This is a genomic window from Streptomyces klenkii, assembly GCF_003626645.1.
Taxonomy (GTDB): domain Bacteria; phylum Actinomycetota; class Actinomycetes; order Streptomycetales; family Streptomycetaceae; genus Streptomyces; species Streptomyces klenkii.
In genome coordinates this window covers 122,296-146,980 of the sequence record NZ_RBAM01000012.1, presented here as the reverse complement: position 1 = coordinate 146,980, position 24,685 = coordinate 122,296, and the positions used below count along the sequence as shown (strand labels likewise).

General features: G+C 74.0%; 20 protein-coding genes. 9 read left to right on the top strand and 11 right to left on the bottom strand.

The genetic code is table 11. The features are described 5' to 3' along the window. Nucleotides 1–68: 68 nt before the first annotated feature. Nucleotides 69–950: an SDR family oxidoreductase gene (locus tag D7231_RS26470; protein WP_120758059.1), complete on the top strand. Its 882-nt coding sequence runs from the start codon at nt 69–71 to the stop codon at nt 948–950. Then, nucleotides 947–1,834 (top strand): SDR family oxidoreductase, encoded by an 888-nt coding sequence (locus D7231_RS26465; protein WP_120758058.1) that lies wholly within the window; start codon nt 947–949, stop codon nt 1,832–1,834. The genes D7231_RS26470 and D7231_RS26465 overlap by 4 nt, the downstream gene beginning before the upstream one ends. Before the next feature lie 44 nt (nt 1,835–1,878). Here D7231_RS26465 and D7231_RS26460 read toward each other — a convergent pair whose 3' ends face one another. Genes D7231_RS26460 through D7231_RS26445 form a run of 4 tightly spaced genes read right to left on the bottom strand, consistent with a single transcriptional unit; the run spans nt 1,879 to nt 7,081 of the window. Then, entirely contained in the window at nt 1,879–2,754 is an 876-nt protein-coding gene (locus D7231_RS26460) for an ABC transporter permease (protein ID WP_241999931.1), read from the bottom strand. Then, nucleotides 2,751–5,477, bottom strand: a complete 2,727-nt coding sequence (locus D7231_RS26455) for an alpha/beta fold hydrolase (protein WP_120758057.1) — start codon at nt 5,475–5,477, stop codon at nt 2,751–2,753. Before D7231_RS26455 ends, D7231_RS26460 begins: the two co-directional genes overlap by 4 nt. Before the next feature lie 60 nt (nt 5,478–5,537). Beyond that, the gene (locus D7231_RS26450; protein ID WP_120758056.1) at nt 5,538–6,113 is read right to left on the bottom strand and encodes a DUF1697 domain-containing protein; all 576 of its coding nucleotides are present in this window, start codon (nt 6,111–6,113) and stop codon (nt 5,538–5,540) included. A 53-nt stretch (nt 6,114–6,166) separates the two neighbouring features. Next, entirely contained in the window at nt 6,167–7,081 is a 915-nt protein-coding gene (locus D7231_RS26445; protein WP_120758055.1) for a LysR family transcriptional regulator, read from the bottom strand. A 126-nt stretch (nt 7,082–7,207) separates the two neighbouring features. Here D7231_RS26445 and D7231_RS26440 point away from each other — a divergent pair, with 126 nt between their 5' ends. Then, nucleotides 7,208–8,290: a YncE family protein gene (locus D7231_RS26440; protein ID WP_120758054.1), complete on the top strand. Its 1,083-nt coding sequence runs from the start codon at nt 7,208–7,210 to the stop codon at nt 8,288–8,290. 121 nt (nt 8,291–8,411) lie between these two features. On the opposite strand, the gene D7231_RS26435 is transcribed toward D7231_RS26440, so the two are convergent. The 6 genes from D7231_RS26435 to D7231_RS26410 form a co-directional block, all read right to left on the bottom strand. Further along, nucleotides 8,412–11,438 (bottom strand): alpha-mannosidase, encoded by a 3,027-nt coding sequence (locus D7231_RS26435; RefSeq protein ID WP_120758053.1) that lies wholly within the window; start codon nt 11,436–11,438, stop codon nt 8,412–8,414. A gap of 69 nt (nt 11,439–11,507) precedes the next feature. Next, nucleotides 11,508–13,568: an endo-beta-N-acetylglucosaminidase gene (locus D7231_RS26430; protein WP_241999930.1), complete on the bottom strand. Its 2,061-nt coding sequence runs from the start codon at nt 13,566–13,568 to the stop codon at nt 11,508–11,510. Then, nucleotides 13,565–14,866, bottom strand: a complete 1,302-nt coding sequence (locus D7231_RS26425) for a glycoside hydrolase 5 family protein (protein ID WP_241999929.1) — start codon at nt 14,864–14,866, stop codon at nt 13,565–13,567. Before D7231_RS26425 ends, D7231_RS26430 begins: the two co-directional genes overlap by 4 nt. A 48-nt stretch (nt 14,867–14,914) precedes the next feature. Further along, on the bottom strand, nt 14,915–15,745 hold the full coding sequence (locus tag D7231_RS26420) for a carbohydrate ABC transporter permease (RefSeq protein ID WP_120758051.1): 831 nt from the start codon (nt 15,743–15,745) through the stop codon (nt 14,915–14,917). Next, nucleotides 15,742–16,632, bottom strand: coding sequence for a carbohydrate ABC transporter permease (locus tag D7231_RS26415; RefSeq protein ID WP_120758050.1), 891 nt, complete (start codon nt 16,630–16,632; stop codon nt 15,742–15,744). The genes D7231_RS26420 and D7231_RS26415 overlap by 4 nt, the downstream gene beginning before the upstream one ends. Next, nucleotides 16,629–17,927, bottom strand: a complete 1,299-nt coding sequence (locus tag D7231_RS26410) for an ABC transporter substrate-binding protein (protein WP_120758049.1) — start codon at nt 17,925–17,927, stop codon at nt 16,629–16,631. The genes D7231_RS26415 and D7231_RS26410 overlap by 4 nt, the downstream gene beginning before the upstream one ends. A 156-nt stretch (nt 17,928–18,083) precedes the next feature. Here D7231_RS26410 and D7231_RS26405 point away from each other — a divergent pair, with 156 nt between their 5' ends. Further along, nucleotides 18,084–19,172 carry a LacI family DNA-binding transcriptional regulator gene (locus D7231_RS26405; RefSeq protein WP_120758048.1) on the top strand — a complete coding sequence of 363 codons (1,089 nt, stop codon included), beginning with the start codon at nt 18,084–18,086 and terminating at the stop codon, nt 19,170–19,172. On the opposite strand, the gene D7231_RS26400 is transcribed toward D7231_RS26405, so the two are convergent. Continuing rightward, nucleotides 19,157–19,408 (bottom strand): hypothetical protein, encoded by a 252-nt coding sequence (locus D7231_RS26400; protein ID WP_120758047.1) that lies wholly within the window; start codon nt 19,406–19,408, stop codon nt 19,157–19,159. The two genes, D7231_RS26405 and D7231_RS26400, sit on opposite strands and share 16 nt — an antisense overlap. Nucleotides 19,409–19,548: 140 nt before the next feature. Here D7231_RS26400 and D7231_RS26395 point away from each other — a divergent pair, with 140 nt between their 5' ends. The 5 genes from D7231_RS26395 (at nt 19,549) to D7231_RS26375 (ending at nt 24,678) form a co-directional block, all read left to right on the top strand. Further along, on the top strand, nt 19,549–21,135 hold the full coding sequence (locus D7231_RS26395) for an ABC transporter substrate-binding protein (RefSeq protein WP_120758046.1): 1,587 nt from the start codon (nt 19,549–19,551) through the stop codon (nt 21,133–21,135). A gap of 41 nt (nt 21,136–21,176) precedes the next feature. Beyond that, the gene (locus D7231_RS26390; protein ID WP_194959566.1) at nt 21,177–22,133 is read left to right on the top strand and encodes an ABC transporter permease; all 957 of its coding nucleotides are present in this window, start codon (nt 21,177–21,179) and stop codon (nt 22,131–22,133) included. Next, the gene (locus tag D7231_RS26385) at nt 22,126–22,995 is read left to right on the top strand and encodes an ABC transporter permease (protein ID WP_120758044.1); all 870 of its coding nucleotides are present in this window, start codon (nt 22,126–22,128) and stop codon (nt 22,993–22,995) included. The genes D7231_RS26390 and D7231_RS26385 overlap by 8 nt, the downstream gene beginning before the upstream one ends. A 95-nt stretch (nt 22,996–23,090) precedes the next feature. Further along, complete coding sequence (locus D7231_RS26380; protein WP_120758132.1) at nt 23,091–24,008, top strand: oligopeptide/dipeptide ABC transporter ATP-binding protein; 918 nt, start codon at nt 23,091–23,093, stop codon at nt 24,006–24,008. Further along, entirely contained in the window at nt 24,001–24,678 is a 678-nt protein-coding gene (locus tag D7231_RS26375; protein ID WP_120758043.1) for an ABC transporter ATP-binding protein, read from the top strand. Before D7231_RS26380 ends, D7231_RS26375 begins: the two co-directional genes overlap by 8 nt. Nucleotides 24,679–24,685: the final 7 nt, after the last annotated feature.

The following is a 24,685-nucleotide window of genomic DNA, read 5'->3' as shown; positions in this document are numbered from 1 at the left end:
CAAACGTTTGTTAGGTAGTGCCGTGGTTCGACGGTAGCAGCGGACGACCCGCCGCGGGAGGTGGCACCATGCCGGCCGGTACGGGGTACACGAGGGGCACGGGAAGTACGGCAGGTACGGGGGCACGCACCGTCGTCGTCACCGGCGGCACGCGCGGCGTGGGCGCGGGCATCGCGCGGGCCTTCCTGCGCGCCGGAGCCCGCGTCGTCGTCTGCGCCCGCCGGCCACCGGACCGTCCCGTCACCGCCGCTGGGCGCACGGCCCGCCACCTGCCCGCGGACCTGCGCGACCCGGCCGCCGTCACCGCCCTCTTCGACCGTGTGGCCGCGGAGTACGGGCGGCTCGACGTCCTCGTGAACAACGCGGGCGGCACGCCCTTCCGGCTGCTCGCCGCGGCCGGTGCGGACCGGCACGCCCGCGTCCTCGCCCTCAACCTCGTCGCACCGCTGACCGCGTCGCTCGCCGCGTACCCGCTGATGCGCGGACAGCCCGGCGGCGGCTGCATCCTGATGGTCGGCAGCGTGAGCGGCACCCGGCCCTCGCCCGGCACCGCCGCCTACGGAGCGGCCAAGGCCGGGCTGCACAGCCTCGCGCGCACCATGGCCGTCGAATGGGCGCCGGCCGTCCGCGTCAACACCCTTGTCCCCGGCATGGTGCGCACCGAAGCAGCCCGCCGCCACTACGGGGACGCGGCCGGGCTCGCCGCCGTCGCCCGCACCGTCCCCGCCGGACGGCTCGCCGAGCCTGACGAGATCGGCGCCGCCGCCGTCTTCCTCGCCTCCGCCGACGCCGCCCACATCACCGGGGCCGAACTGCTCGTCCACGGCGGCGGGGAACGCCCGGCTTTCCTCGCCGCCGCCACCGTCAACCACGAAGTCGACCAGGAAGCCGATCACGAAGCCGACCACCACGTCGGCCACGACCTCCACCACGAGGAGCCGCCGGCATGAGCGGAATCTGCACCGGGCGCGTCGCCGCCGTCACCGGAGCCGGCCGCGGCCTGGGCCGGGCGCACGCCCTCGCCTTCGCAGCGGAGGGTGCGCGGGTCGTCGTGAACGACGTGTGGTCCTCGTCCGGCGAGGCGCGCGCCGTCGTGGCGGAGATCCGCCGTCGTGGCGGCGAAGCCGTCCTGCACAGCGGCGACGTCTCCACGGACGAGGGCGCCGCCTCCCTCGTCGCGGCGGCCCTCGGCGCCTACGAGCGGCTCGACACGCTCGTCAACAACGCCGGCATCCTGCGCGACCGGATGCTCGTCAGCCTCGGCGAGGACGACTGGGACGCCGTCGTCGCCGTCCACCTCAAAGGCCACTTCCTGCCGCTGCGGCACGCCGCCGCGCACTGGCGCGCGGAGCACAAGGCCGGGCGGACGCCGCGGGCGAGCGTCGTCAACACCACGTCCGGGGCCGGGCTGCTCGGCAGCGTCGGCCAGGCCAACTACGCAGCAGCTAAGGCGGGCATCGTCGCCCTGACCCTCGTCGCCGCCGCCGAACTGGGCCGCTACGGCGTCCGGGTCAACGCCGTCGCCCCCGCCGCCCGCACCCGGATGACCGAGCGGGTGTTCGCGCAGGCCATGGCCGCGCCCGCCGCCGGCTTCGACGCCATGGCCCCCGGCAACGTCTCCCCGCTCGTCGTCTGGCTCGGCTCGGCCGGCGCGGCCGGGGTCACCGGCCAGGTCTTCGCCGCGGAGGGCGGCCGCATCACCGTCATGGAGGGCTGGCACCCGGGCCCGGTCGCCGACAAGGGCGACCGCTGGACCCCGGCGGAGGCGGGGGAGGCGGTACGGGGCCTGCTGGCGGGGGCACGGAAGCCGGGGGAGGTGTACGGGGCGGGGTGACCACCAGGAGGACCCGGGGGCCCGCCCTTACGACACGCGCGCCCTTACGACACGACGTCCTTCCCCCGGAAGTGCCGGAACGCCAGAGCGAACAGCACCAGCGCGTACGCCACCGACACCGCCGTCCCCTTCACCATCCCGCCCCACTCCAGCCGCGGCTGCAACGCGTCCGCCCACGCGAACTGCCAGTGCGCCAGCAGGAAGTCCCGCCAGTGCCCCAGCGCCGTCACCGCGTCCAGGACGTTCCCCACGATCGTCAGGCCGACCGCGCCGCCCACCGCCCCCAGCGGCGCGTCCGTGACCGTCGACAGCCAGAACGCCAGCCCGGCCGTCACCAGCTGCCCCACGAAGACGAAGGCGACGACGATCGCGAGCCTGCCCACGGCGGTGGTGCCCGGCAGCGAACCGCCCGTGGGGATCTGCAACGGGCCCCAGCCGTACGCGGCCGTGCCCGCGGCCAGCGCCACCGCCGGCAGCAGCACCATCGCCGCCGCGCTGAACGCCAGCGCGACCGTCAGCTTGCTGACGAGGAGCCGCGTCCGCGGCACCGGCGCCGCCAGCAGGTAGCGCAGCGACGACCAGCCGGCCTCGGACGCCACCGTGTCGCCGCAGAACAGCGCGACCGGCACCACCAGCAGGAAGCCCGCCGAGACGAACAGGCACGTCGCCGTGAAGTTCACTCCGGACGCCGTGGCGGTGTCGATGAGCGTGACCCGCCCGTCGCGCCCGCTCGGCTGCCCGCCGATCGCGAACGCCGCGATGAGCACGAACGGCAGCGCGGCGAGCACCGCCCCGACCACCATCGTCCGGCGCCGCCGCAGCTGCCGCATCGCCTCCACGCGCAGGGGCAGCGTGTGCCGCGCCCGGTAGCCGGGAGCGGACTCGCCGGCCACTTGCGCCTCGTTCACCGCAGCGCTCACGCCGGGCCTCCGATCAGGGTCAGGAACGCGTCCTCCAGGCGGCGGTGCGGACCCACGCGCGCCACCGGGACCTCCAGCCGGACCAGCTCCGCCAGCAGCTGCGGCGCGCTCGTGCCGTCGAGCCGCACCAGCAGGCCGTCCTCGGCCCGTACCGCCGAGGCCACCCCCGGCAGCGCGGCCACCTTCTCCGCCGTCACCTCGGACACCTCGCCCTCCACGCCCACGAGCAGCGTGTCGCCCGAGCCGACGATGTCCGCGACGGGACCGGCGGTCACCAGGCGGCCGCGGTCCATGACGACCAGGTGGGAGCAGGTCTGCTCGACCTCGGAGAGGAGGTGGCTGGAGACGATGACGGTCCGGCCGGCCGCCGCGTAACGGATCATCACCTCGCGCATCTCCCGGATCTGCGGCGGGTCCAGCCCGTTCGTCGGCTCGTCCAGGATCAGCAGGTCCGGCAGGCCCAGCATGGCCTGGGCGATCGCGAGCCGCTGCCGCATGCCCTGCGAGTACGTCCGCACGGCGCGCTCCAGGGCCGGGCCGAGCCCCGCGATGTCCAGCGCCTCGTCCAGGTGCGCGTCCTCGGCCGGCCGGCCCGTGGCCTGCCAGTACAGGTCGAGGTTGGCGCGCCCGGACAGGTGCGGCAGGAAGCCGGCGCCCTCCACGAACGCCCCCACCCGCGACAGCACCTGCGCGCCCGGCCGCACCGCCTGCCCGAACACGCGGACCTCGCCGCCGTCCGGGCGGATGAGCCCCATGAGCATGCGCAGCGTCGTGGTCTTGCCGGCGCCGTTCGGCCCCAGCAGACCCAGGACCTGGCCGCGCTCGACCCGGAACGACAGGTCCCGCACGGCGTACCGGTCGGCGGACTTGGCGTACCGCTTGCTCAGCCCGGTGATCTGGAGCGGCACCCCGGCGAGGGCCGGGTCCGGCGCCGGGGCGGTCACCCGGCGGCGCCCGGTCAGCAGCAGGACGGCCGCGACGACCGCACCGCCCAGCGGCAGCCCCCACGTCCACCACGGCAGCGCGGCCGAGGCCGTCCGCACGTCCGGCGCGGTCGGCACGCTCAGCCCGCCCTCCAGGGAGACGCCGTACGTGGCGGGCGCCGCCGGGGAGGCGTAGCCCAGGTCGGTGGCGGCCAGGACGAGCCGCATCCGGTGCCCGGACTCGAAGGTGTGGTCGATCGCGGGCAGCCGCAGCTCCACCGTCCGGCCGCCCTTCGCGTCCGTCACGCGCACGGGCGCGACGAGCTGCGCGGGCAGCACCTGCTGCCCGTTGGGGCCGACGTCGTAGACCTTGGCGAACAGCACCGCCTCGCCCGTGTCGGAGGCCACGTTCACCTTCACCGCGGGCGACCCCGTCACCCGCACGCCCTCGTCCAGGCGCGCCGAGTCGAAGCGGGCGTACTGGCCGGGGAAGTCGAGCGACAGCCCCAGGCCGAGCCCGGACAGCTGCGACGCCGCGGCCCCGACCCCGGGCACGGCCGAGATCGCGGGCGGCGCCGCCCCCGGCGGGTTGGCGAAGGTCTGCCGGCGCCCGGACAGCGCGACCGTCCGCGGGTCGTTCCGCAGGCCCGGATAGCGCTCGCCGCTCGCGCCGCGCAACTGTGCCTTGCCGTCGGTGGTGTCGATGCCGCCCGTCCTGCTGACCCGGAAGGCGGGCCCCGTGTCCGCGCTCTCGTCGCCCTTGAGGTAGCGGTCGAACCACGCGCGCGTGCGCGACAGGGTCCGGTCGGTCTCGCCGATGCCGGAGTCGTGGCCCCCGGCGATCCAGTCGACGGCGACCGGCGCGCCGTTGCGGCCGATCGCCCCGGCCGCGGCGTCGGCGTGGTCCAGGGGGAAGAGCGAGTCGGTCCGGCCCTGGAAGAACAGCGTCGGCACCTTGATGCGGCCGGCGACCGCGGAGGGGCTGCGGCGCTCCAGCAGCTCGCGGGCCTGCGCGTCCGGCTTGCCGGCCACCGCCACCCGCTCGTACATCTCGCACAGCTGCTTCTCGAACCGCCCGCAGCCGAGCGCCGCGGAAGGGGACGCCTGCGCGCCGCCGCCCTGGGCCGCGCCGGCCTTGCCGCCCGTGACGGGCCCCGGAGCGGCCGAGCCGGACGTGAAGAAGATCCCCGTCCAGAGTTTCTTGAACACCCCGCTGGGGAAAAGCGCGTCGGCGAGGTTCCAGTACGTCACCTGCGGCGCGATCGCGTCGACGCGCTTGTCGTGACCGGCCGCGAGCAGCGCGATCGCGCCGCCGTACGAGCCGCCCGCGATGCCCACCTTGGGGTCCTTGTCCCCGTCCAGCTCCACCTCGGGGCGCGTGGCCAGCCAGTCGAGCAGCCGGCTCACGTCCGCGACCTCGTGGTCGGGGTCGTTGAGCCCGATCCGCCCCGTGGAGCGCCCGAAGCCGCGCGCGGACCACGTGAGCACCGCGTAGCCGGAGCGCGCCAGCTCCTCGGCCTGCCCGCGCAGGTCGTCCTTGCTGCCGCCGAAGCCGTGCGCGAGCAGGACGGCGGGCCTGCGGCCCGTGCCGCCCGCCGTGAAGAACGACGTGTCGATGCGCACGGAACCGCTGCCGCCGGGCGCCTCCGGCATCGGCATGAAGCGGTCCTCGCGGTGCACGGGCGGATCGCCGCCCGCACCGGAGGCCACGGCCCAGGTGCCGCCGCCGGCGAGCACGACGGCCGCGGCGGCGGTGGCGGCGAGCCGTCGCCCGCGCAGGCGGGGAAAACGCAGCTTCATGCCCGCATGCTAAGCGGAGACCTCATCCGGCTGAGCCGCGGGCGGGGGGTTGCGCCGCGGTCACCCCCCGGCCGCGCCCGGCTCCTCCGACTGCTGCGTCTCCTGCGCCATGGCGGCCAGCTTGGTGACCGTGTTCCAGTTGCGCCCGGTGCCCGCCGTGCCCAGGCGGCGCTCCGTGAGCACCTTGGCGAGCTTCGCGTCGCGGATGCCCGCCGCGTAGTACACGTAGAGCTCGCGCCCGGCCAGGACGAACTCCTCCGGCGCGTACGCCGCCGCGTCGACGTCCGCCACAGTGGCGGGATCGGCGGGCCCGGCCAGGAACGTCACCAGGTACCGGGCAGGATCGACCGCCCGGCCGGCGAACGGGTCGGCGTCGACGACACGGCGCATGTCGCCCGCGTCGCGCACCATGCACGTCACCGCGAAGCCCAGCTCGCGCTCGATCGCCCGCTCCAGCTCGCGGGCCAGCTCGTCCGGATCCGGCCCGGGGTGCGTGAACACGGCGTTGCCGCTGTTGAGGTGCGTGCGGACGGAGCCGCACCCCATGCCGGAGAGCAGCTCCCGCAAGGTCTGCATCGGAACGCGCTTCTTGCCGCCCACATTGATACCGCGCAGCAGCGCCACATACGTCGTCACACCGCCACCGTAGTCCGGCGCGCATCACCCGGCTCCGGGCCCTCCGCGCATCCCTACGGGCCGTCGCTCCCCGGGCCGGAGGACGGGTCGAGGACCGAGGCCGCCAGGTGCTCGCGGAACCAGCGGTGCCCCGGGTCGGCCGCGTTGCGGGGGTGCCAGGCCATGCCGAGATCGAGCGGCTCCAGGTCGAGGGGGATGGGGAAGGTGCGCAGCCCCAGTGCCGCGACCGTGCCCGGGAGCCAGTCGGCCAGGGTGAGGGAGACGAGGTCGGTGTCGCGGGCGAGGACCATCGCGCCCGTGTGGCTGGGGACGACGACCGCGACCCGGCGCCGCAGCCCGAGCTCCGCGAGCGCGCTGTCGATGGGGCCGAGGCGCTTGCCGAGGCGGGAGATGCCGATGTGGCCGGCCGCGGCGAAGCGGCGGGCGTCGATCCGCCCCTCGAAGAGGGGGTGACCGCTGCGGGCGATGCCGACCAGGGGCATCCGGGCGAGGTGCCGGGTGCGGATCTCGGGGTCCAGGTGCCCGAGGACGCCCAGTTCGACGTCGACCGAGCCCTGCCGCAGCCCGGGGCCGCCCTCCAGCGCTTCGGAGAGGAAGACCACGTCCACGTGCGGGGCCTCCGCGTGGATCCGTTCGGTCAGGGTGCCGGTCAGCCCCGCCAGGAGCAGGTCGCTGGTCTGCACGGTGAAGGTGCGCCGGAGGTGCGCGGGGTCGAAGCCGGCCCCGGGCCGCAGGACGTTGTCGCAGTCGCGCAGCAACGCGCTCACCTCCTCCCGGAGTTCCAGCGCGCGCGGGGTCGGGACCATGCCCTGGCCCGCGCGGACCAGCAGGGGATCGCCGACGGCACGGCGGAGCCGGGCCAGGGTGCGGCTGACCGCCGCGGGCGACGTGCCGAGGTGCTCGGCGGCGCGGGTCACGCTGTTCTCCTGGAGCAAGGCATCCAGGACGCGCAGCAAGTTGAGATCCATTAAGGCTCCTGAGCTGCATTTTTGCGCTTGAGTCAATGATTAGGTGCCTATCTTTGCATTGTTCCGGGCCTTTCCTGCGCCGAGGGTGGAGACATCCGCGAAATCGTCTCGCTCAAGGAGCCCTTGATGTCCTCCGCGTCCTCCGCACCGGTCACCCGGCAGTCCCCGCGCGCCGGCCGGGAAGGCGACGTCCTGGCCGTGGTCAGCCAGGTCGGTGCGACCGTCTCGTTCTTCGACGCCGCCTCCGACCGGCACCTCGGCGCCGTCGAAGTCATCCCCGAGCCGCACGAGTTGGTCTACGACCCGACGCAGCGGCTCCTGTGGTGCGTCACGACGTACCACTCGGGCCACTACGCCGAGAACACCGGCCGCCGCACCGAGCTGACCGTCATCGACCCCGACGCGCGCCGCATCGTCGAGGTCATCGACCTCGCCCCCGAACACGGGCCGCACGGCCTCGCGCTGGACACGGCGCACCACCGCCTCTACGTCACCGTGGAGGCCTCGGCGGACCGGCCCGGCGGCGTCGTGGTGATCGACACGGACACCCGCCGCCCCCTCGGCAGGATCGGCCTCGACGCGCCCGTCCCGCACTGGTTCGCCGTCGGCCCGGAAGGCCGGACGGGGTACTCCACCAACAAGGAGACGCCGTTCGTGTCCGTCGTCGACCTCGAACAGCGCACCCTCACCGCGAGGATCGAGATGCCGGGCAGCGAGGGGCTCGCCCTCTCCGCCGACGGCGCGCACCTCTTCGTCGCCGCGCCCTACGCCCGCCCCTTCGGCGCCACCGGCGAGGAGGGGTCGTCCGCCGGAATCCGGGTCATCGACACCCGGACGGCGACCGTCGTGGACACGCTGCCCACCAAGGACGTGGTGATGCCCGTGCACGTGACGTCGACGGGCAAGCTGCTCGCGGGCGAACTGGGCGGGGACTTCGACCTGGTGTCCGGGATCCGGAACCACGCGGCGGGCCGCCTGCGGGTGTTCTCCGCCGGCTCGCGCGAGGAACTGGGCGAGGTCGGGACGGGGGTCGTCCCGCTGACCATCAACGCGTCGCCCGACGGCCGGCTCGCCTACGTGTCCTGCGTCGTCTCCTCCACCGTCGACATCGTCGACCTGGAGACGATGCAGCGCCTGTCCCGGCTGGACCTCGGCGCGTTCGGCCTGTCCGGCGCCCACGGCCTGGCCTACATCCCGCGCCCAGCCTGACGCCCGGCCTGACGACCGGCGTGACGGCCCGGGGCACGGCCGGCATGTCCGGGCACCCTCCGGCTCCGCGCCGGCGTCACGTCACCCGCCGGCGCGGAGCGGTGGCCCGGACGGAGCCGGCCTAGTCGCGCCGCCCCAGCCGCAGCGTGAGGATCTGGAACGGCCGCAGCGACAGCGGGACGGCGTCACCGTCCGCCCCCGCCGCGGCCAGCGGCCGCTCCAGGAGGTCGCACACCGAGGCCGAAGCGAGCGGGAAGCCGGCCTCCAGGCGGGCCCGTGCCCGCCCGCCCCGCGACTCGTACAGCCGCACGACCACATCGCCGCTGCCGTCGTCCGCGAGCTTCACCGCGGAGACGACGACCGCCTCGTTCCCGACGCGGACCAGCGGCCGGACCGCGGTGCCGCCCGGCACCCGCCGCTCGGGCAGGTTGATGCGGTAGCCCTCGCGCACGGCGTCGCCGACGGACGCGCCCGGCACCAGCGCGTACCGGAAGCGGTGCGTTCCCTGATCGGTGCGCGGGTCGGGGAAGCGGGGGGCCCGCAGCAGGGACAGCCGCACCGTCGTGGTCGTGCCCGTGCCGTCCGGGCGGACCGTGCGCGTCACGTCGTAGCCGTACGTCGAGTCGTTGACGACCGCCACGCCCCAGCCGGGCTCCTCCAGGTGGACGAACCGGTGCGCGCACGCCTCGAACTTGGCGGCGTCCCAGCTCGTGTTGGTGTGCGTCGGCCGGTACAGGTGGCCGAACTGGGTCTCCGCCGCCGTCCGGTCCGCGTGCACGTCCAGCGGGAACGCGGCCTTGAGGAACTTCTCCGTCTCGTGCCAGTCGACCTCCGTGGCGATGTCCAGCCGCCGCTCGCCCGCCGGCAGGGAGATCCGCTGCTCGACGCGCGACGACCCGAAGGCGCGCACCACCCGCACCGCCGCTGCGTCCGCCGTCTCCACCACTTCCACCGTCTCGGCGTCCGTCAGGTCGGTCACCGTGTTCCGGTAGAAGTGGTCCACGTCCCACGCGTCCCACATGTTCGGGAAGTCCTGGTGCAGCTGGAGCAGGTTGGCGGCCGCGCCCGGAGCGAGCGTCTCCCGGTCCGCGGCCACGTCGTACACCGACACGACCAGGCCCCTGCCGTCGATCTCGACGCGCAGCGCGCCGTTGGCGAGGACGAACCCGCCACCCTCGCGCGGCTCGGGCGCTGCGGACCGCACCGGCCCGGTGGCGGCCGCCGCGCCGAAGGCCGGCGCCTCCCCGCGCCCGTGCGGCGCCGCGTTGAACACCATCGTCCCGCCTCCCGGGCCGTCGCCCGCCAGCGCCGCCAGCGCCCCCGCGACGATCTCCTCCAGCTCCGCGGCCACCGCCGCGTACGCCACCGCCGCCTCCCGGTGCACCCACGCGATCGACGTGCCCGGCAGGATGTCGTGGAACTGGTGCAGCAGCACCGTCTTCCAGATCCGGTCCAGCGCCTCGTACGGGTACGGGAAGCCCGCCCGCACGGCCGCCGTCGCCGCCCACAGCTCCGCCTCGTGCAGCAGGTGCTCCGCGCGCCGGTTGCCCTGCTTGGTGCGGGCCTGGCTGGTCAGCGTCGCCCGGTGCAGCTCCAGGTACAGCTCGCCCACCCACACCGGCGCCTCGCCGTACTCGGCGTGCGCCTTCTCGAAGAACGCCGACGGCTTCTCGAAGGCCACCCGCGCCGAGCCCTCCAGATCCGCCAGCCGCTTCGCCCGCGCCAGCATCTCGCGCGTCGTGCCGCCGCCCCCGTCGCCCCAGCCCGTCGGCGCCAGCGAGCGGGTGGCCCCGCCCTTCTCCCGGAAGTTGCGGACCGCGTGCGCGACCTCCCCGCCCGAGAGCTGCGCGTTGTACGTGTCGATCGGCGGGAAGTGCGTGAAGACCCGGGTGCCGTCCAGGCCCTCCCACCAGAACGTGTGGTGCGGGAACTTGTTCGTCCGGTTCCACGAGATCTTCTGCGTCAGGAACCACTTGGCCCCCGCCAGCCGCACCAGCTGCGGCAGCGCGGCGGAGTAGCCGAAGGAGTCCGGCAGCCACACCTCCTCCGTCTCGATCCCGAACTCCTCCAGGAAGAAGCGCTTGCCGTGCACGAACTGCCGGGCCAGCGCCTCCGACCCCGGCATGTTCGTGTCCGACTCCACCCACATGCCGCCCACCGGCACGAAGCGGCCGTCCGCGACCGCCTTCTTCACCCGCGCGTACACCTCCGGCCGGTGCTCCTTGATCCACGCGAACTGCTGCGCCTGCGACATGGCGTAGACGAACTCCGGCTCGTCCTCCAGCAGCGCGGTCATGTTCGCGGTCGTGCGGGCGACCTTGCGCACCGTCTCGCGCAGCGGCCACAGCCACGCCGAGTCGATGTGCGCGTGCCCGACCGCGCTGATCCGGTGCGCGGAGGCGTGCGCGGGCGCGGACAGCACCGCGGCGAGCCGCTCGCGCGCCCCCGCCGCCGTACCGCCGATGTCCTGGAGGTCGACCGCGTCCAGCGCGCGCTCGACGGCCCGCAGGATCTCCCAGCGGCGGGGCGCGTCCGCGGACAGCTCGGCCATCAGCCCCTCCAGCACCTCCAGGTCCTGGACCAGCTCCCACACCGTCCGGTCGAAGACGGCCAGGTCCATGCGCGCCAGCCGGTAGCGCGGCGCGCCGTCCGCCGTCTCCCGGTCGCCCAGCTCGGTCGGCACGAACGGGTGGTAGTCGAGGATCACCGGGTTGGACGACGCCTCCACGTGCAGCAGCACGTCCTCGCCGCCGGCTGCCCGCTCGGCGATCCGGACCCACTGGTTGCGCGGGTTGAGGCCCTTCACCGGCGAGCTGTCCGGCCGGTAGACCAGCCCCTCGCACTGGAAGCCCGGCATGTTCTCGTCGAACCCCAGGTCCAGCAGGGCCTCGACCGTCCGGCCCGCCCACTCCCGCGGCACCCTGCCCGCCACGGTGAACCAGCTCGTGCCCCACGGCGGCCCCCAGGCCGCGCCCGCCTCGATCGGCACGCCCCCGGCGGCGATCCCCTCGGCCACCGGGACGGGCTCGCCGGGCGCGTTCCAGACGGTGACGGACAGCGGCACCGACTCGGGGTACACGGCCGGCCGGATGCGCTCGTCCAGCACGCGCTTCAGCCGGGCTTCGGTGATGGTGCGGTCGTTGTGCATCAGGTCGGTTTCCTTAGGTCGATTCCCTACTGGAGGTCGTCTCGTTACGGGTCACCAGTCGCTACCGGATCACCAGCGGAAGGTGACGGAAGCGGGGGCGGACGCGGTGTACAGCTCGTCCACGGCGCGCACCTCGATCCGGGTGGCCGCCTCGCCGTCCGTACGACGCAGCGCCGGGACGTAGTAGGCATGCCCGCAGGTGCCGCCGAGGAAGCGGAAGCGCCCGCCGGGCAGCGCCTGGCGCAGCTCGTACTGGCGTACCGCCGCGCTCGCCGGGGCGCCCCAGGCCAGGCGCAGCTCGGCCGTGCCGCCGGTCCCTGAGCGCGACGCGGTGACCGCCGGGGCCACGGGCGGGGCGGGCGCGGCGGGGGCCGCGTCGCGCACCGCCAGGCGGCCCAGCCGCCAGCGCACCGCACCGCCGTCCGGTGCGGTGAGCCGGACGCCGAGCGCCCGGAGCGTCCGCCCCGTGCGGCCGCGCAGCTTCGCTCCGGCCCGCACCGTCGCGGTGGCCCAGCCGCGGCCGCCCGCGCGCAGGACACCGGCCGGGAGGTACGCGACGCCGCCGTCCACGGCGACCGCCAGCTCGACGCGCACCGCCGCGGAACCGGGGTCCGTACGGTGGGTCAGCTCCACGACCGTGGCCTCCGAGAACGGCAGCCGGGCCTCGTACAGCCCGACCTCCGCCGGCCCGGCGAGGGCGCCGGAGACCAGGAGGCTGCTGCCGCCCCGCCACGCGTCGTCGAAGTCGAAGCCGACGGCCGGCCGCGGACCCGCCGTACGGATCACCCAGCGCCGGCCCGGCAGCCGGTCCTGGAGCCCCATGTGGTTCCACGCGGATTCGCCCGTGCGCCGGCCCTTCTCGTACCAGCCGAGGCCGTGACCGGTGTTGAAGGTCGTGGCGAACGGCAGGGCGGTGAGCGTGGAACGGTCCGCGACGGACGCGGCCGGCGGCCGCCACGGCCCCGCCTCCGGCGCCGCGGGATCCAGCCGCTGACCGGACCAGAAGCGGTCGTCGCGCGCGTGGAAGGCGGCCGGGCCGCGGGCCCCGGCGGGCAGGCTCGTCCACGTCCACTCCGGGCGGTAGAAGCCGTACGAGGCGACGTGCGGGCCGGCCGCCGGGACGACGGCGTCCCAGTCCACGGACGTGTCCCAGCCGCGCGCCTCGACGTCGATCCCGGCCCACAGCTCGTACGGGCCGCGCCCCATGCCCCGCGCGAGGTCGCCGGAGGAGACGAGGCCCGCCCGGTCCCAGTTGAAGTTCAGGAACATCGAGCTCGCGGCGCGGAAGAACGGCGCGTTCTGGTCGTTCAGCCGGTTCTGCCAGGCGATGCCGCCGGAGACGACCATGGCGTCGTACCAGGTGACGCGCAGTCCCGCCTCCCACGCCTTGCCGCGTGCCGTGCCCTGCGCCCGGAGGTACGCGATGAAGTCGCGCATGTCGGCGCCGAGCCGCGCGTCGCCGCCGCCGGTCTCGGCGTTGACGAACCAGCCGTCGAAGCCGTACGCCCGCGCCACCCGGACCAGCTGGTCGGCCAGCGGGAAGCCGCCGTCCGGGCCGCGCCGCACCAGGTCCCGCGTCCACTGCAACTGCCCGCCGTACGCCGCGGGCGGCAGGAACACCGTGCCGAGCACGGGCACGCCGTTGCGGTGGGCCGCGTCCACGACGGGCGCGTTGGGCGCCAGAACGAGCCCTTCGCCCGAGGAGCCGCCCCAGAAGACCAGCTCGTCGAGGTAGGCCCAGTGCGTCAGCGCGTAGAAGTCGGCGGTCGGCGCGCCCTGCGAAGGGTTCCCGGAGGTGTGGGCGAACGCGGCGAGCGCGCTGACGCGGGCCCGGCCGGCGCGGGCGGTGGCGTTGGGCGGCGGGGGAGCGAAGCGCGCGGCGAGCGGCACGGTCGCCCGGTTGAACGGCAGGTCGGGATCCTTCGCGGGATCCCAGGCGGCCAGGCTGCGCCAGACGACCCCGGGCGCGGGCGACCCGGCCGGCAGGCTGTCGGGGAACCAGTAGGAGGCGTACGGCTGGAGGGAGGCGGGGGAGGGGCCGGCGGCGGCCGCGACCCGCCCGGCGGGCAGGGCGACGGAGGCGAGCCCTGCGGCGCCGGTGGCCAAAGCCTGTCGGCGTGTGACGTTCATGACGGCTCCTCGGCGACATCGACGACCTCGGAGATCTCGACGACTTCGGCGATGCCCCGCGCCGCCAAATGCGCTGCCTCCCCGGCCCGCTGGGCCAGCACGACCGCCGGCCGCCCCCCGCATGAGGCGACCCGCATCCACGCCTCGAAGAACGCCCCGCCCGGCGCGCACACGGCCCGCCCCGGCGCGTCCTCGGGATCGCCCGCGTCCAGGACCAGGGCCGTCCGCCGCGGCGCGGGGCCGCCGTGATCGTCCCGGTGCGCCTGGTGCTCCCGGTGCTCCCGGTGCTCCCGGTGCTCCCGGTGCTCCCGGGCGAGGCGTGCGAACACCTCCCCGGCCGGCTTGACCTCGCGGTCGTTGGTCAGCAGGCCCAGCCCGTACTCCAGCTCCGGGAAGTCCGCGAGGGCGCGGTCGACGTCGTGGGAGCACCACCAGGTGATGCCCCAGAGGCCGGGGCAGTCCAGCGCGTGGCGGACGGTCGCCTCCGTGAACGCCGCGGCGCGGCCGGGCGGGACGTGCGGGGCGGGCGCACCGGTCTCCTGGAGCCATACGGGGCGGGCCGGGTCGTCGGCCCAGGCCTTGGACAGCTCGATGAGGTAGGCGGCGAGGTGTTCGGCCGCGCCGCCGGGGCCGTGGCGCTGCGCCGTGCCGTTGAAGACCCAGGAGTGCACGGCGGTCATGGCCCCGAGCCGTGCCGAGTGGGCGGGTGTGAAGGGGTGCTCGCCGTCGTGGAAGGCGGCGTCGTACGAGGCGTGCAGGTGGGTCCTGCCGGGCGCGCCCTCCTCGCAGGCCGCGAGCATGCGGCGCAGCCAGCGGCCGGCCTGGGCGGGGCGGATGCGGTCGGGGTCGGGGTGGGGCGGTCCGGAGAACTGGTTGAACTCGTTGCCGACGGTCATGCCGAGGAAGTTGGGCCGGTCGGCGAGCGCGCCGGAGAGCTCGGTGAGGAGGCGGGCCTGCGCGTCGACGACGTCCGGGTCGGCGAAGAGGCTGCGGCGGTGCCAGGTGGTGGTCCAGGACGGGACGAAGTCGAAGCTGGACAGGTGCCCCTGGAGCCCGTCCACGTTGACGTCGAGCCCGCGTTCGCCGGCCGCGTCCACCAGGCTCACGAGCTGCTCGACGGCGCGCGGCCGGATCATGGTGCGGTTGGGCTGGAAGAGCGGCCAGAGGGGGAAGACGCGGATGTGGTCGAGGCCGAGCGCCGCTATGGAGTCCAGGTCGGCGCGGACGTCGTCCAGGTCGAAGTCCAGCCAGTGGTGGAACCAGCCGCGGGCGGGGGTGTAGTTGACGCCGAAGCGCATGGGGCGGGGGTGTCCCTTCTGCTGCGGGTGTCGTGGGGGTGGCGGGTGTCAGCCCTTGACGGCGCCCTCCCCGACGCCGCGGAAGAAGTACCGCTGGAGGCACGCGAACATCACGACCAGCGGAGCGACGGCGATGACCGTGCCGGCGGCGACCAGCCGCGGATCCTGCTGGAAGGTGCCGTGCAGGTAGTTCAGGCCGACGGTGAGCGTGAAGCGGTCCGGGTCGGACAGGACGATCAGCGGCCACAGGAAGTCGTCCCACGCCCCCATGAAGGAGAAGACCGCGACGACGGCGAGGGTGCCCCGTACGGACGGCAGCGCGATCCGCACGAACCGCTGCCACACGTTCGCGCCGTCGATGACGGCCGCCTCCTCGATCTCGTAGGGCAGGTTCGAGAAGGCGTTGCGCATCAGCAGGACGTTGAGCGCGCCGACCGCGCCGGGCAGGACGACGGCCACGAGCGTGTTGTTGAGCTCCAGGTCGCGCATCATCGTGAACTGGGCCACGACGATGGACTCCAGCGGCACCAGCACCGCCGCCACGAACGCCAGCCCTGCCGCCCTGCGCCCGCGGAACCGCAGCCGGGCGAGCGCGAAACCGGCCGCCGAGGCGCCGGCGAGGTTGGTGAGGACGCTCGCGGCGGCGACCTTGAGGGAGTTCAGGGCGTAGTCCCACACGGGGATGATGTCCGCGACCGCGGCGTAGTTGTGCGCGGTCGGGTGGGACGGCAGGAAGCGGGGCGGGGAGGTGTAGACGTCCTCGGTGGTGCTCTTGAGGGACGTCGACAGCTGCCAGAGGAACGGGCCGACCGTCAGCGCCAGCACGGCGAGGAGGAGGGCGTACCGTACGGCCTTCTCCCAAGGGGTGGTACGGCTCATTCCGGCCGCCTCGTCCGGTCGGCGCGCAGCACCAGCAGCATCAGCAGCAGGGCGACGGCGAAGACCACCAGCGAGAGCGCGGAGGAGTAGCCGACCCGGCCGTTGAGGCCCGTACCGGTGCGCTGGACGAGCATGACGAGCGTGGTGTCCTGCCCGGCCGGGCCGCCGGTGGGGCCCGCCAGCAGGAAGACCTCGGAGAAGACCTTGAAGGCGGCCACCGACGACAGGGCGCCGACCAGGGCCATCGTCGAGCGCACGGCGGGCACGGTCACGGCGGTGAAGCGCCGCAGCGCGCCCGCGCCGTCGACGGCCGCCGCCTCGTACAGCTCGCGCGGCACGTGTGCCAGCGCCGCCAGGTAGATGACCATGTAGTAGCCGAGGCCCTTCCAGACCGTCAGGGCCATCGCGCTGAACAGCAGCAGCCACTCGTCGCCGAGGAAGGCGAACGGCCCGGCCCCGAGCACCCGCAGGATGCCGTTCACCAGGCCCCGGTCGTCGAGCATCCACCCCCAGATCAGGGCCACCACGACGCTGGAGGCCACGACGGGCGTGTAGAACGCGGACCGGAAGAACGTGACGCCCGGGATCCGCTTCTGCACCAGGAGCGCGAGCAGCAGCGGCAGCAGCACGGTGAAGGGCACGACGAGGACCACGTACAGGCCGCTGTTGCGCAGCGCGACCCAGAACTGCTCGTCGTGCGCCATGTCCCGGAAGTTGCGCAGGCCCACCCACGCGCCGGGCGTGAGGGTGAGGGCGTCGGTGAAGGCCTTGTGGAGCGTGGTGAGGAAGGGGTAGAGGCTGAAGGCGGTGACGGTGGCGAGGCCGGGGAGCAGGAAGAGCCAGGGGCTCGCGGCCCGGTGCGTACGTACGTGCTTCACGCCCGTCAGCCCTGCTTGAGCAGCTTGTCGCTCTGCGCGACCGCGTCGTCCAGGGCCCGCTGGGGTGTCTTCTTTCCCTGGAGGGCCTTGGCGACCTCGTTCTTGAGGACGGTCTTCATCTCTTCGCTGAGCACGACCGGCGTGTAATTGACCGCCCCTTTCAGCATCTTCGCCGAGGCCACCCGTACGCGGCCCTCGTCGGTGCCGTCGTCCTTCGTCCAGTAGGGATCGTCGAGGGAGCCTTTGGTGCTGGGGAAGACCGCGACCTTATGGGCGAACGCTTCCTGGTTCTTCCGGTCCGTCACGAAGCGGGCGAAGGCGACCGCCGCGGCCTTGTGCTTGCTGCGGCTGCTGACGCCGAGGCCCATGACGTACATATTGGGTTTGCCCGTGTTGTTGGGGGCGTCGGTGATGCCGAGCTCGCGATAGAGGCCGGGGGCGTTCTTCTTGAAGTTCTCCAGGTCGTGGGCGCTGCCGGGGTTCATGGCGACTTTCTGTTCCAGGAACTTCTGGCCCGTCTTGTCCGGGGTGTTGGTCAGGGACTGCGGGTCGAGGCCGCCGAGGTCGTAGAGCTTCTTGTACTCGGTGAGCAGTTCCACGCCTTTCGGCTCGTTGTACGTGAACCGGGTGGCGTCGCCGTTCATCAGTCGCACGCCGTAGCGGCCGAAGTCCTCCACGGCGGGCGTCCCGCCGAGCGTCGCGGTCCTGCCGCCCGAGCGCTCCGCGATCGTCCGGGCCGCCGCGAACAGCTCGCCGTAGTTCTTCGGCGGCTTCTCCGGGTCGAGGCCGGCCTGCCGGAACAGGGCCTTGTTGTAGAAGAGCGGGCCGGTGTTGAGGTACCAGGGGAAGGAGTACGAGCCGCCCAGGCCCGGCAGCGCATTGCCCTGCCACGCCTCCGGGGTGTATTCGCCCTTGAACTCCGCCGCGGCCGGCTCCTTGTCGAGGTTCATCAGCAGCCCGGCCTTGGCCAGGGGGTAGGACAGGTCCGGAGAGACGTTGACGACGTCGGGGAGGGTGCCCGCGGCGGCGTCGGCGCTCAGCTTGTCCGCGTAGTTGTCGGCGGGCTGGTCCAGCCATTTGACGCGGACGCCCGGGTTGGCCTTCTCGAATTCCGCGACCAGACCGGTGAAATAGTCCTTGAAGTTGCTGCGCAGATTCCACGTCTGGAAGGTGATGTCACCCTCCGGCTTCCCGCCCGCGTCACCGCCTCCGGAGTCCGTGCCGCCCGAGCCGCAGGCGGTCAGCGTGAGGGCGGACACGAGCAGCGGAACGGTTGCGGCGGCGGCTCTGCGGGGTATCGGCATGGCCGGCGGTCTCCTTCGGTCGGGGCCGGGAGGTGCGGTCCAAAAGGTGCCCCGGGAAAGGGAGTTAGTCAATACTTCCGTCAACCACTAATGCGCTTTAGTGTGTTGACGTCCAGGAGCCGCGGCACCCGCGGGATCCGGTGGAGGGGGGATGGGATGCGCCGCACACCGCCCCGCCGGCCGACGATCAAGGACATCGCGCGCCGCGCCGGCGTCTCGGAGAGCGCGGTGTCGTTCGCGCTCAACGGCCGCCCCGGCGTCTCCGACGCCACGCGCGAGCGCGTGCGCCGCGTCGCCGAGCAGCTCGGCTGGCAGCCGAGCACCGCGGCCCGCGCCCTGTCCGGCGAAGGCGCGGCGACGGTGGGGCTCGTCCTGGCCCGCCCCGCCCGCACCCTGGGCGTCGAGTCGTTCTTCCTGCAACTGGTCTCCGGCATCCAGGAAGCCCTCGCCGCCCGCCGCTTCGGGCTGCTGTTCCAGGTCGTCGAGGACCTCGGCGCCGAGTGCGCGGTCTACCGCCGCTGGTGGGCCGAGCGCCGCGTGGACGGCCTGCTGGTCGTCGACCCGCGCGCCGAGGACCCGCGCCCCGGCCTGCTGGACGAGCTCGGCCTGCCCGCCGTCGTCGTCGGTGCCCCCGACGGCCCGCCCGGCCCCCCGTACGCCGCGATCTCCACCCTCTGGGCCGACGACACCGCCGCGATGACCTCGATCATCGACCACCTGCACACCCTGGGCCACCGGCGCATCACCCACATCGCGGGCCTGCCCGAACTCGCCCACACCCGCCGCCGCATGGCCTGCCTCCGCGCCGAGGCCGCCCGCCGGGAACTGCCCGACGTGCGGTCGGTGACCACCGACTACTCCGACGCCCAGGGCGCCGAGGCCACCCGCCGCGCCCTGACCGGCCCCCGCCCGCCCACGGCGATCGTCTACGACAACGACGTGATGGCCGTGGCGGGCCTGGCGGTGGCCGCGGAACGCGGCCTCTCGGTCCCGGCGGACGTGTCCGTGGTGGCGTGGGACGACTCGGCCCTCTGCCGCAACACCCACCCCGCGCTGACGTCCCTCACGCGCGACACCCCGGCCTTCGGCCGCCGAGCGGCGGAACACCTCCTGTCCCTCCTGAACGGCGCCCCACCCCACCGAATCCAGGACGCGACCCCGACCCTGCTCCCCCGAGCGTCGACGGCCCCACCCCCGCGCGGCGAGGACCCCGCCGGATCAGGCGCCCCTCACGGCGAGACGTAGTCGCCCCACCCGAAGGTCGCGATGTACGCCCGCCGCAGCGCGTCCCACCCGCGGCCCCCGCGGAGGAACACCACCGCCAGGGCGACGGCGAACCACCCCGCGCAGACCCCGGCGATGATCACGTACCACCGCGGCTCGCCGAAGACCACGGCGGCCGTCACGACAAGAGCGGTCACGACGAGCCCGATGTGCGCCCCGAAGGCATCGGCATGGGGCGTCGGCGTGCTGTGTGGCATGGGTCTGGTGTCCTTGCATGAGATCTCGCCTGACCCGGGCTCGACCGGCCCCGCCCCCTGGTCATTCCTTTGCGTATTGTTTAATTGCGAGTGGTTCGCAAAAGCAAGTAGAAGCTAGTAAACGAGCAGAGGTGTGGGGCATGACGGCCCGGTCCGTACGGGGAGTGGCCGCCACGGCCATGGCAGGCGTTCTCGCGGCAGGTGCGGCGGCCTGTTCGACACCGGGCGGGGGCGGCGGCGCCAAGGACTCCCTCGTCGTCGGCCTGGCCAATGAGCCCGAGACGCTCAGCCCCCTCCTCGGCTACGGCAAGGACGGCAACTCCAAGATTTTCGACGGGCTGCTGCGCCGCGACGCCTCGATGAAGCTCCAGCCGGCCCTCGCCGCCGGGCTGCCGAAGGTCGCCGACGACGGCCGTACGTACACCTTCGCGCTCCGCAAAGGCGTGAAGTTCAGCGACGGCAAGCCGTTCACCGCCCAGGACGTGGTCTTCACGTACCGCACCATCCTGGACGAGAAGACCAACAACGCCGCCAAGGGCGAGCTCGACGCCATCGACAAGGTCACCGCCGCCGGGGACGACACCGTCGTCTTCGTGCTCAAGTACCCCTACGCGCCCTTCGCCGAGCGCACCGTGCTGCCGATCGTCCCCGAGCACGCGGCCAAGGGCCAGGACGTCAACTCCGGCTCCTTCAACACCGCCCCGATCGGCACGGGCCCGTACGTCCTGACCGGCTGGAGCAAGGGCGAGAAGCTCACCTTCAAGGCCAACCCCGGCTACTGGGGCGGCGAGCCGAAGGTCAAGAAGCTCACGATGGCGATCATCAAGGACGACGACGTGCGCGCCACCCGGCTGCGCTCCGGCGACCTCGACGGCGCCATCCTGCCGCCCAACCTCGCCAAGGGCTTCAAGGACGACAAGTCCAAGACGACCGTCACCGCCCGCACCACCGACTTCCGCGGCGTGACCCTCCCCACCGCGAACAAGGTCACCGGCGACCTCGCCGTGCGCCGCGCCCTCGACCTCGCCGTCGACCGCAAGGCCATGGTCGACAAGCTCCTCGAAGGCGCCGGCCGCGCCGGATACGGGCCCGTCCCCACCGGCAGCGACTGGTTCGCCAAGGGCACCGAGCGCCCGTACGACCCGGACAAGGCGAAGAAGCTCCTCGACGACGCGGGCTGGCGGACCGGCGGCGACGGCATCCGGGAGAAGGACGGACAGCGCGCCGCCTTCACCCTCTGGTTCCCCGCGGGTGACAAGCTCCGCGAGGAGCACGCCCTCGCCTTCGCCTCCGACGCCAAGAAGGCCGGCATCGAGGTCAAGGTGCAGAGCGGCACCTGGGAGGTCATCGAGCCGCGCATGAAGAACGACGCGGTCCTCGCCGGCGACGGCAACCCCGCCGACCCCGACTTCGACCTCTACAACCTCCTGCACTCCTCCCTCGCCCTCAACGGCTTCAACAACATGGCCGCCTACAGCAACCCCGACGTCGACAAGGCCCTCGAAGAAGGCCGGCGCAGCGGCGACAAGGCGGCCCGCAAGGCCGCCTACGACAAGGTCCAGCAGGGCCTCGCCGACAACCCCGGCTACACCTTCCTCACTCACATCGACCACCTCTACGTCGTCAACGACAAGTGGAAGAACCTCTCCACCCAGGTCGAGCCGCACGACCACGGCCTCGGCGCCGGCCCCTGGTGGAACGTCGAGGACTGGCAGCCCGAGCAGTGACCCGCGGTACGGCCGGGCTTCCGTGGGGGCCCATGGCACGCATGGCCGGACGGCGGCTCCTCGCCGCCGTCCCCGTCCTGGCGGCCGTCACCTTCGGCGTCTTCGCCCTCGCCGCCGCCTCGCCCTTCGACCCGGCGAAGGCGTACGCGGGCAGCGCCGCACTGGGCGCCCGCCAGGACGTCCTCGACCAGCTGCGCGACAATCTCGGCGCCGACCGGCCCTTCACCGCCCGCTGGTGGGACTGGCTGACCTCGGCCCTCACCGGCGACCTCGGCGTCTCCGCCTCGCTCCGCCAGCCCGTCGCCCAGGTCATCGGCGAACGCGTCGGCTGGTCCGTCCTGCTGTGCGGCATCGCCTTCGCCCTGGCCGTCACCGCCGGCACCGCGCTCGGCGTCCTCGCGGCACGCCGCCGCGGCGGTCTGTTCGACCGGGCCGTGACCTCGCTCGCGTACGCGCTGGAAGCCGCCCCGCCGTTCTGGCTCGGCCTCCTCGCCATCTGGCTCTTCGCCCTCAAGCTCGACGCCCTGCCCGCCGGCGGCCTCACCGACACCGGCAGCGACGCCGCCACGCCCGGCCAGATCGCCTCCCACGTCGTCCTGCCCGCGGCCGTGCTCGCCCTCTCCCAGCTGCCCTGGTTCGTGCTGTACGTGCGCCAGGGCGTCGGCGACGCCCTCGCCGAGGACCCCGTGCGCGGCGCCCGCGCCCGCGGCCTGCGCGAACGCACCGTCCTGCTCGGCCACGCCCTGCGCTCCGGCCTGCTGCCCGTCCTCACCCTCACCGGCTCCCGCATCCCCGAACTCATCACGGGCGCCCTGCTGGTGGAGACCGTCTTCAGCTGGCCGGGCATCGCCTCCGCGACCGTGGAAGCCGCGACCAAGGTCGACTTCCCGCTGCTCGCCGCCCTGACCGTGCTCGCCACCGCCGCCGTCCTCGCGGGCAACCTGCTCGCCGACCTGCTGTACGGCCTGGCGGACCCGAGGGTGGGCTTCGATGGGTGACCGGATGCGGGTTAACCGGAGGAGGGGTATCCGGGTGCGGGGTGTCCGGATGCGCACCGGCGTCTCCGCCGCCGTCACGGCGGCCGTCGTCCTCGCCGCGCTGGCCGTGCCGTTCGCCGTCCCCCTCGACGAACAGGCCGTCGACCTGGCCGCAAAGCTCCAGGCGCCCACCTGGGCGCACCCCTTCGGCACCGACGAAGTGGGCCGCGACCTGCTGCTGCGCAGCGTGTACGGGCTCCGCGTCTCCCTCTTCGTCGGCGTCGCCGCGGCCCTCGCCGCCACCGTGATCGGCACGGCCGTCGGCGCGGCGGCGGGCGCGCTCGGCGGCTGGGCGGACCGCGTCCTGATGCGGCTCGTCGACCTCTTCTCGTCCGTGCCGCACCTGCTGCTCGGCATCTTCGTCGTCACGATGTTCCGCCCGGGCGTCTGGCCCGTCGTCGCCTCCGTCGTCGTCACGCACTGGCTGTCGACGGCGCGCATCGTACGAGCGGAGGTGCTGTCCCTGCGCTCGCGCCCGTACATCGACGCGGCGGTGTCCGGCGGCGCGTCACGCCGGCGGGTGACCGTCCGCCACCTGCTCCCCGCCGTCCTGCCGCAGGCCGGCCTCGCGGCGGTGCTGATGGTCCCGCACGCCATCTGGCACGAGTCCGCCCTGTCGTTCCTGGGCCTGGGCCTGCCCACGCACCAGGCGAGCCTCGGCAACATGGTCCAGAGCGCGCGCGGCTCCCTCCTGGCGGGCGACTGGTGGCCGACGCTCTTCCCCGGGCTGTTCATCATCGTCCCCACCCTGGCCGTGGCCGGGCTGGCGGGCGCGTGGCGCGAACGGCTCAACCCGCGGCGCCGATCGGAGCTGACGCTGTGAGCCTCGTACCGGCCGCGAACCCCGTACCGACCGCGAATCCCGTACCGGCGGTGGACCCCGTCCTGTCCGTACGGAATCTCTCCGTACGTTTCCGCATGCGCGGCGGCCGCGAGGTCGCCGCCGTCACCGACGCCTCGTTCGAGCTGGGCCCCGGCGAATGCCTCGCCCTCATCGGTGAGAGCGGCTGCGGAAAGTCCGTCCTGGCCTCGGCCCTGCTCGGCCTGCTGCCGCGCAACGCCGCGGCCACGGGCCGGGCCCTCATGGGCGACCTCGATCTCCTGGCGGCCGACGAGCGCACCCTGGCCCGTACCGTACGAGGCCGCCGCATCGGCCTCGTACCGCAGAGCCCCTCCGCCCACCTCACCCCCGTCCGCACCGTGCGCTCCCAGCTGGAGGAGACCGTCCGGGAGCTGACGGGCGTCCCCAGGGCCGGGCTGCGGGCGGCGGCCGAAGCCGCGGCGGAGCGGGCGGCCTTCCCCGTGAGCCACCTGGACCGCCACTCCCACCAGCTCTCCGGCGGCCTCGCGCAGCGCGCGGCCACCGCCCTCGCCCTCGTCGGCGACGCCCCGCTCCTGCTCGCCGACGAGCCGACGACCGGCCTCGACCGCGACCTCGTCGACCGCACGGTGGACGAACTGCGGCGGCACGCCGACGCCGGCCGCGCCCTGCTGATGATCACCCACGATCTCGCGGCGGCCCGGCGCGTCGCCGACCGCGTCGCCGTCATGTACGCGGGCCGCATCGTGGAAATCACCGGCGCCCCCGCCTTCTTCGGCGAGCCGGGCCCCCGCCACCCCTACGCCCGCGCCCTGCTCGACGCCCTCCCCGAACGCGCCTTCACCCCGATCCCCGGCATGCCGCCCGAACTCGGCGACCTGCCGGCCGGCTGCGCCTTCGCGGCCCGCTGCGCACGGGCGAGCGACCTCTGCGGGACGCTCCCGGCGACCACCGACGGCGTCTCCTGCCACCATCCGGTCGCCCGCCCTCACCCGGAGGAGTCCTCGCGTGCTTGAGCTGAGCCGTATCACCGCGGGCTACGACCCGCGCCGGCCCGTCGTCCGCGGCGTCTCCCTGACGATCGGAGCCGGCAGCGCCGTCGGCCTGCTCGGCCCCAGCGGCTGCGGCAAGTCCACCCTGGCCCGGGTGGCCGCCCTGCTGCACCGGCCGGACTCCGGCACGGTCGTCGTCGACGGCGACCCCGTCCGCGGCGCGCGCCACCGCGCCACGCGCGAGCAGCGCACGGCCTTCGGCGTGGTCTTCCAGCAGCCCCGGCTCGCCGCGGACCCGCGCATGCGGCTCACCGACCTGATCGCGGAACCGCTGCGCGCGACCGGCCGGCGGGACGAGGCGGCAGGGGCGGTGGCCGCACTGGCCGGGCGCGTCGGGCTCTCCGCGGAACTCCTCGGGCGGCGGCCGCACGAGGTCAGCGACGGCCAGTTGCAGCGCGCCTGCCTGGCCAGGGCCCTCGTCCTGCGCCCGCGCTGGCTGATCTGCGACGAGATGACGGCGATGCTGGATGCGTCGACGGCGGCCGCTCTCGTGGCGGTCGTGGAGGACTACCGGGCCGAGAGCGGCGCGGGGCTGCTGGCGGTGGGCCACGACAGGGTGCTGCTGGACCGGTGGTGCGACGAGACGGTGCAGTGGGACGAACTCAGGCTTGAGAAGAGCCCGTCCGGCGTTTGAGGCCCGG

What these genes read in the sequence shown, in the direction of transcription:
- D7231_RS26470 (WP_120758059.1), top strand. Translation starts at nt 69, where the DNA reads ATGCCGGCCGGTACGGGGTACACGAGGGGCACGGGAAGTACGGCAGGT.
- D7231_RS26465 (WP_120758058.1), top strand. Translation starts at nt 947, where the DNA reads ATGAGCGGAATCTGCACCGGGCGCGTCGCCGCCGTCACCGGAGCCGGC.
- D7231_RS26455 (WP_120758057.1), bottom strand. Translation starts at nt 5,477, where the DNA reads ATGAAGCTGCGTTTTCCCCGCCTGCGCGGGCGACGGCTCGCCGCCACC.
- D7231_RS26445 (WP_120758055.1), bottom strand. Translation starts at nt 7,081, where the DNA reads ATGGATCTCAACTTGCTGCGCGTCCTGGATGCCTTGCTCCAGGAGAAC.
- D7231_RS26440 (WP_120758054.1), top strand. Translation starts at nt 7,208, where the DNA reads ATGTCCTCCGCGTCCTCCGCACCGGTCACCCGGCAGTCCCCGCGCGCC.
- D7231_RS26435 (WP_120758053.1), bottom strand. Translation starts at nt 11,438, where the DNA reads ATGCACAACGACCGCACCATCACCGAAGCCCGGCTGAAGCGCGTGCTG.
- D7231_RS26430 (WP_241999930.1), bottom strand. Translation starts at nt 13,568, where the DNA reads ATGAACGTCACACGCCGACAGGCTTTGGCCACCGGCGCCGCAGGGCTC.
- D7231_RS26425 (WP_241999929.1), bottom strand. Translation starts at nt 14,866, where the DNA reads ATGCGCTTCGGCGTCAACTACACCCCCGCCCGCGGCTGGTTCCACCAC.
- D7231_RS26420 (WP_120758051.1), bottom strand. Translation starts at nt 15,745, where the DNA reads ATGAGCCGTACCACCCCTTGGGAGAAGGCCGTACGGTACGCCCTCCTC.
- D7231_RS26410 (WP_120758049.1), bottom strand. Translation starts at nt 17,927, where the DNA reads ATGCCGATACCCCGCAGAGCCGCCGCCGCAACCGTTCCGCTGCTCGTG.
- D7231_RS26405 (WP_120758048.1), top strand. Translation starts at nt 18,084, where the DNA reads ATGCGCCGCACACCGCCCCGCCGGCCGACGATCAAGGACATCGCGCGC.
- D7231_RS26400 (WP_120758047.1), bottom strand. Translation starts at nt 19,408, where the DNA reads ATGCCACACAGCACGCCGACGCCCCATGCCGATGCCTTCGGGGCGCAC.
- D7231_RS26395 (WP_120758046.1), top strand. Translation starts at nt 19,549, where the DNA reads ATGACGGCCCGGTCCGTACGGGGAGTGGCCGCCACGGCCATGGCAGGC.
- D7231_RS26390 (WP_194959566.1), top strand. Translation starts at nt 21,177, where the DNA reads ATGGCCGGACGGCGGCTCCTCGCCGCCGTCCCCGTCCTGGCGGCCGTC.
- D7231_RS26385 (WP_120758044.1), top strand. Translation starts at nt 22,126, where the DNA reads ATGGGTGACCGGATGCGGGTTAACCGGAGGAGGGGTATCCGGGTGCGG.
- D7231_RS26380 (WP_120758132.1), top strand. Translation starts at nt 23,091, where the DNA reads ATGCGCGGCGGCCGCGAGGTCGCCGCCGTCACCGACGCCTCGTTCGAG.